The sequence below is a fragment of the Kitasatospora sp. NPDC001225 genome (genome assembly GCF_053597855.1).
Map to the genome: position 1 here is coordinate 1 of NZ_JBSFJC010000243.1, position 6,007 is coordinate 6,007.

Sequence of the window (6,007 nt, forward strand, 5' to 3'; positions counted from 1 at the left end):
GGGCGGTGAGCGCCTGGCCGGGGTTGTGCGGGGCCTGGCTCAGGTCGCGGGTGGGACGGCGGTGGCGGGCGCCCGCCATGACGCCCAGCGGCCCCGTCGCGGCGGGCGGAGCGGCGCACCGCCCAGGGCAGGCCGAACCACAGCACGGCGAAGATCAGCGCGATGCCGCAGGTGATCGGCACCGCGAGCGCCGTGCCGAGGACGACGTCCAGGACCAGCAGCACGGCGCCGGTCAGCGCGGAGGCGAGCAGCAGCAGGCCCACCTGGGCGACGCGGATGGAGACGGCGACGATCCGCTCCTTGCCCGGGTGGCGGTACAGCCCGCGGTGCAGGGCGACGGGGGTGGCCAGGACGGCCGCGGCGACGACCGACAGCAGCAGGGTGGTGACGTAGACGTCCTGCTGGGCGTCGGTGAGCTGGGCGAAGCGCGGGGTGAAGGCGACGCCGAGCAGGAACGCGAAGACGATCTGCACGCCGGTCTGGAGCACCCGCAGCTCCTGCAGCATCGCCACCAGGCGCCGGTCGGCGCGCACGGCCGGGTTCCCCCAGCCGGGCGGGGGAGCGGAGTCGGACCGGTGGCCGGGCGAGGGGGAGTCCGGGGGAGGTGCACTGGTCATGCGTCAGCTTCCCACGGCCCGGCGTCAGGCCCCGCGCGTCGCACCGGGGTCCGCGCCCCCGGTGCCGTCCAGGCGCTGCTGCCAGACGGTGAGCAACCCCTGCAGGGCGCCGGCCTCCTCGGGGCTCAGGTGGGCCAGCAGCCGGTGCTCGTTGCGCATGTGCGCCGTGAACGCCTCGTCGATCAGGCGCCGGCCGGCCTCGGTGAGCGCGACCACGCGCCCGCGCCGGTCGTCGGCGGCCGGGCGGCGGGTGACCAGCCCGGCGCGCTCCAGGCGGTCGATCCGCTTGGTCATCGCCCCGGTGGTCACCATCGTGTGCGCGGCCAGCTCGCCCGGGGCCCGCTCGTACGGGGCGCCGGCCCGGCGCAGCGCGGCGAGCACGTCGAACTCGCCCTCGCCCAGGCCGTAGCGCTGGTAGACGAGGGTCAGCTCGGCGGTCAGGCGGGCGGCGAGGCGGTGCAGGCGCCCGATGACGGCCTGCGGGGAGACGTCCAGGTCGGGGCGTTCGCGCCGCCACTCGGCCTGGACCCGGGCGACGTGGTCCGCGTGGTCCGAGCGGTCGGCGTGCTGTCCGTGTCCCTGTCCCTGTCCGTGCTCCATGGGCGCCATCCTACCCCCGATAGCTTCCTGGGAAGCTATATTGTCTTCCATGGAAGCCAATACGCGGTGGGTCCTGCTCACCGCCCTCGCCCCCGTCGCCTGGGGCGCCAACTACTGGGTCACCCACGCCCACCTGCCCGCCGACCACCCCCTGTGGGGCGCCGCCCTGCGCGCCCTGCCCGCCGGCCTGCTGCTCCTCGCCCTCGCCCGCCGCCGCCCGCACGGCGCCTGGTGGTGGCGCAGCGCGCTGCTCGGCCTGCTCAACACCGCCGTCTTCTTCGTCCTGCTCTACCTCGCCTCCCAACTGCTGCCCACCAGCGCCGCCGCCACCGTCATGGCCGCCTCCCCGCTGACCATGCTGCTCACCGCCTGGGCCCTGGCCGGCCCGCGCCCGCGCCGCGCGCACCTGGCGGGGGCGCTGGTGGGCCTGGCCGGCGTCGCGCTGGCCCTGGCCGGACCGGGGGAGGGCATCGGCTGGGCCGGGCTGGCCGCCTCGGCGGCCGCGATGCTGGTCTCCTCCGTCGGCTACGTGCTGGCCGCCCGCTGGCGCGAGGGCGCCGACCCGCTCGCCGCCACCGCCTGGCAGCTGACCGCGGGCGGCCTGGTGCTGCTGCCGCTCGCCGCCGCCGTCGAGGGCCCGCCCCCGCCGGTGGACGCGCCCACCCTGCTCGCCTTCGGCTACACCACCGTGATCGCCACCGCGCTGGCCTTCGCCTGCTGGTTCGCCGGGCTGCGCCACCTGCCGGCCGGCACCGTGGGCCTGCTCGGACTGCTCAACCCGCTCACCGGCGTGCTGCTGGGCACGGCGCTGGACGGCGACGCCTTCGGGCCGCGCCAGGGCGCGGGGCTGGCGCTGGTCGTGGCGGGCATCCTGCTCGGACGCCCGCGCGCCGAAACCGCTGTCCGTCCCGCCGCCGAGCCCGCCGACGGGCGGGCCCGCCCATCGGCGGACCGGGACCTTGATCTCAAGTCGACTTGAGGTCCTAGCCTCCGTGGTGCGCGACCGGACCGGGTCGCGCCGCGCACGGCGACCCCGAGGAGCCAGGGCCATGACCACCGCCACCACCGCCACCGCCACCACCGCCATCGACACCATCGCCGCGAACCTCGCCGCGCTCGAACAGCGGGTCCGGGTCCTCACCGACCGCGCCGAGATCACCGGCCTCATCGACGGCTACCTGCTCAGCCTCGACACGGTGCCCCGCGGCGGCGGGCGGTTCGACGAGGCGTGGGCGCGGCGCTACTTCACCCCCGACGTGCGGATCACCACGCCGGTGGGGGACCACGAGGGCATCGACGGGCTGGCCGAGTCCGAGCAGGCGACCCTCGGGAAGTTCGAGCGGACCCAGCACGTGGGCGCCAACCACATGATCGACCTGGACGGGGACCGGGCCGCGGTGCGCTGGAACGCCGTCATGGCGCACGTCCACCTCGCCTCCACCCAGCGGGCGCGCGGCGAGGAGCCCGGCGGCCGCTTCGACGTCGGCGGCACGTTCACCGGCGAGGCGGTGCGCACCCCCGACGGCTGGCGCCTGCGGAGCCTGGACGTGCGGGCCGTGTGGACGAGCGGCAGGGGCCCGCTCGTCCTGACCCCGAAGGCCGGGGCGACCCTGCGCGACCTCGCCGGCGGAGCGTGACGGCGGCCCCGGGGCACCGGCCGGGGCGTCACTTGGGCCGGGGCCCCGCCGCTTGCCCGCCGGGCGGATCACGTGATCTGCTGGCGCGAGCATCGCGTGCCGGTGACGGACCGCGTCAGGCATGGAGGTGCGCAACCGAAGGGACCGCCACCCGTGGCCTCCCCCTCCACCGGCCGTACGGCCGCCCTCAGCCTGCAACTATCCCGCGCGCACCAGGACTTGCGCCGCCGCCTCGCCGACCTGCGCGCGAACCTCGGCCGGCCCCGCCCGGACGGCGACGACGACCGGCTCCTCACCCACTGCCTGGCCTTCTGCACCGCCCTGACCAACCACCACCAGGGCGAGGACGACGGCCTGTTCGCCCAACTCCTGCGCGAACGCCCCGACCTGGCGCCGACCATCGCCAAACTCGTCGAGGACCACGGCTTCATCACCGGCATCCTCAGCCGGGTACGGCACCTCGCCGACCAGGCCGCCGGACGGCCCGACGCCGACCTGGAGGCGATCGGACGCGAACTCGACGGGCTCGCCGCCATCATGGACTCCCACTTCGGCTACGAGGAACGGGCCATCGGCGCCGCCCTGGACGCCGGGGTGCGCGACGACGGCTGGTCCGAACCGGTCCTGCGCTTCCGCGCGCCGCGGGACCCGGCACCGTAAAACCCGCGCACCGTAAGACCCGGGCGCCGTAGAACCCGCGCACCGTAAAACCCGTCGCACCGTCCGGCCCGCCTTCCCTACACTCGCCACGCGGCCGCGCCCCGACGCGCGGCCCGAACGCGACGACCGTGACGTACGAGATGGGGAGAGGGGGCGGGCGGCCATGCCGAAGCAGAGTGCCGCCGCCCCCTCTCCCGCGTCGCGGTACGAGGTGATCCTGGTGTCCCGCCTCTCCCGGTGCCCGCTGCGCGGCCGGCACCGGAGCAGTGCCGCCACCGTCTGACACCGGCCCGTGAGGCCGTAAGCCCACTGTGTGGCAACGAATCCGACGGTCCGTCGGCACTGCCGAATCGCGCGCCCACCCACCAGCAGGACCGCCTCGAAAGGCACCCGGGCCATGCGCACCCACACCACCACCGCGAGCACCACCACCACAAGCAGCATCGCCGCCGTCCGCAACCTCGGCATCCTCGCCCACGTCGACGCCGGCAAGACCACCGTCACCGAGCGGATCCTCTACCTCACCGGCACCACCCACAAGCGCGGCGAGGTCCACGACGGCACCACCGTCACCGACTTCGACCCCCAGGAACGCGACCGCGGCATCACCATCTTCGCCGCCGCCGTCAGCTGCGCCTGGGCCGGGCACCGGATCAACCTCATCGACACCCCCGGCCACGTCGACTTCGCCGACGAGGTCGAGCGCTCCCTGCGCGTCCTGGACGGCGCGGTGGCGGTGTTCGACGCGGTCGCCGGCGTCGAGCCGCAGAGCGAGTCGGTGTGGCGCCAGGCCGAACGCCACGGCGTGCCGCGCATCGCCTTCGTCAACAAGCTCGACCGGGCCGGCGCCGACCTGGACGCCGCCGTCGACTCCATCCGCGAACGCCTCCACCCGCGCCCGCTGGCCGTCCAACTGCCCATCGGCGCCGAGGAGTCGTTCACCGGCGTCGTCGACCTCGTCCACCTGCGCGCCCTCACCTGGCACGAGGACGGCGCCATGGCGCACGGCCCGGTGCCCGCCCACCTCGAAGGCCCGGCCGCCGAACGCCGCCGCGCCCTGGAGGAGGCCGTCGCCGAACTGCACCCCCGGGCGCTGGAGGAGTTCTGCGCCCACGGAACCGTCGGTGCCGCCACCCTCACCGCCGCCCTGCGCGACCTCACCCGCACCGGCGAGGCCGTCGTGGTGCTGTGCGGCTCCGCCTACCGCAACCGCGGCATCGAACCGCTCCTGGACGCCGCCGTCGCCTACCTGCCCTCCCCGCTCGACGTCCCGCCCACCCGCTCCGCCGACCGTACCCAGCAGCGCGACCCCGACCCCGAACAGCCCCTGACCGCCCTGGCGTTCAAGGTCACGGCCGCCCCCACCGGGCGCCTCACCCACCTGCGCGTGTACGCCGGCACCCTCCACAAGGGAGCCACCGTGCTCGACACCGCCACCGGCCGCCGCGAACGCGTCGCCCGCATCCTCACCGTCCTGGCCGACCGCCACACCGAGACCGACCACGCCCGCGCCGGCGACATCGTCGCCGTCGTCGGCCCCAAGCACACCCGCGTCGGCGCCACCCTGTGCGACCCCGACCACCCGATCCTCCTGGAGGCCCCCGTGAGCGCCGAACCGGTCGTCACGGTCGCCGTCGAGGCCCGCCGCGCCACCGACACCGACAAGTTGGCCGCCGCCCTCGCCCGCCTCGCCGAGGAGGACCCCTCGCTGCGCGTGGCCACCGACCCCGAGACCGGCCAGCGCACCCTGTCCGGACTGGGCGAACTGCACCTGGAGGTCGCGGTGGAGAAGGTCCGGCGCGACAGCGGGATCGAGGCGGTCGTCGGCCGCCCGCGCGTCGCCCTGCGCGAGGCCCTCGTCGAGGGCGTCACCGGCTTCGTCCACCGCCACGCCAAACAGGACGGCGGCGCCGGCCAGTTCGCCCACCTCGTCCTCGACGTCCACCCCCTGCCGGACGGCGCCGAAGCGGAGTTCGCGTTCGCCTCCACCGTCACCGGCGGCCGGGTGCCGCGCGAGTACGTGCAGGCCGTCGAGGCGGGCTGCCGCGACGCCCTGGCCGAAGGACCGCTCGGCGGACACCCGGTCACCGGCGTCGCCGTCACCCTCACCGACGGGGCCACCCACCCCAAGGACTCCTCCGAGCTCGCCTTCCGCACCGCCGCCCGCCTCGGCCTGCGCGAGGCCCTGCGCGCCTCGCGGATGCACCTGCTGGAACCGGTCGCGGAGGTGACGGTCACCGTGCCCGAGGACGCGCTGGGCACCGTCCTCGGCGACCTCGCCGCCCGCCGCGGCCACGTCCGCTCCACCGACCCCGGCCCCGGCGCCACCGCCCTGGTGGGCGCGCTGGTCCCGCTCGCCGAACTGTTCGGCTACGCGGGCCGCCTGCGCGGCCGCACCCAGGGCCGCGGCACCTTCACCACCCGCCCGGCCGGCTACGCCCCCGCACCCACGCCGGCCGGCTGAGCCCGTCGCCCGGCCCTCCCCACCCGGGG

The 6,007-nt window shown here is 76.0% G+C and carries 5 protein-coding genes and 1 pseudogene; 4 read left to right on the forward strand and 2 right to left on the reverse strand.

Features of this window, described 5'->3' with window-relative positions; translation table 11 throughout:
• Positions 1–185: 185 nt before the first annotated feature.
• Both ACWDCZ_RS38150 and ACWDCZ_RS38155 read right to left on the reverse strand, forming a co-directional pair.
• A pseudogene (locus ACWDCZ_RS38150) lies at positions 186–617 on the reverse strand (DUF6328 family protein); the annotation flags it as partial.
• 24 nt (positions 618–641) lie between these two features.
• The gene (locus tag ACWDCZ_RS38155; protein ID WP_449818337.1) at positions 642–1,217 is read right to left on the reverse strand and encodes a MarR family winged helix-turn-helix transcriptional regulator; all 576 of its coding nucleotides are present in this window, start codon (positions 1,215–1,217) and stop codon (positions 642–644) included.
• A gap of 49 nt (positions 1,218–1,266) precedes the next feature.
• Here ACWDCZ_RS38155 and ACWDCZ_RS38160 point away from each other — a divergent pair, with 49 nt between their 5' ends.
• The 4 genes from ACWDCZ_RS38160 to fusA all read left to right on the forward strand — a co-directional run bounded on the left by ACWDCZ_RS38160 (position 1,267) and on the right by fusA (position 5,978).
• Positions 1,267–2,196: a DMT family transporter gene (locus ACWDCZ_RS38160; protein ID WP_449818338.1), complete on the forward strand. Its 930-nt coding sequence runs from the start codon at positions 1,267–1,269 to the stop codon at positions 2,194–2,196.
• A gap of 70 nt (positions 2,197–2,266) precedes the next feature.
• Positions 2,267–2,854, forward strand: coding sequence for a nuclear transport factor 2 family protein (locus ACWDCZ_RS38165; RefSeq protein ID WP_449818339.1), 588 nt, complete (start codon positions 2,267–2,269; stop codon positions 2,852–2,854).
• A 153-nt stretch (positions 2,855–3,007) separates the two neighbouring features.
• Positions 3,008–3,514 carry a hemerythrin domain-containing protein gene (locus tag ACWDCZ_RS38170; RefSeq protein WP_449818340.1) on the forward strand — a complete coding sequence of 169 codons (507 nt, stop codon included), beginning with the start codon at positions 3,008–3,010 and terminating at the stop codon, positions 3,512–3,514.
• 397 nt (positions 3,515–3,911) lie between these two features.
• Positions 3,912–5,978, forward strand: coding sequence for an elongation factor G (gene fusA / locus ACWDCZ_RS38175; protein ID WP_449818341.1), 2,067 nt, complete (start codon positions 3,912–3,914; stop codon positions 5,976–5,978).
• Positions 5,979–6,007: the final 29 nt, after the last annotated feature.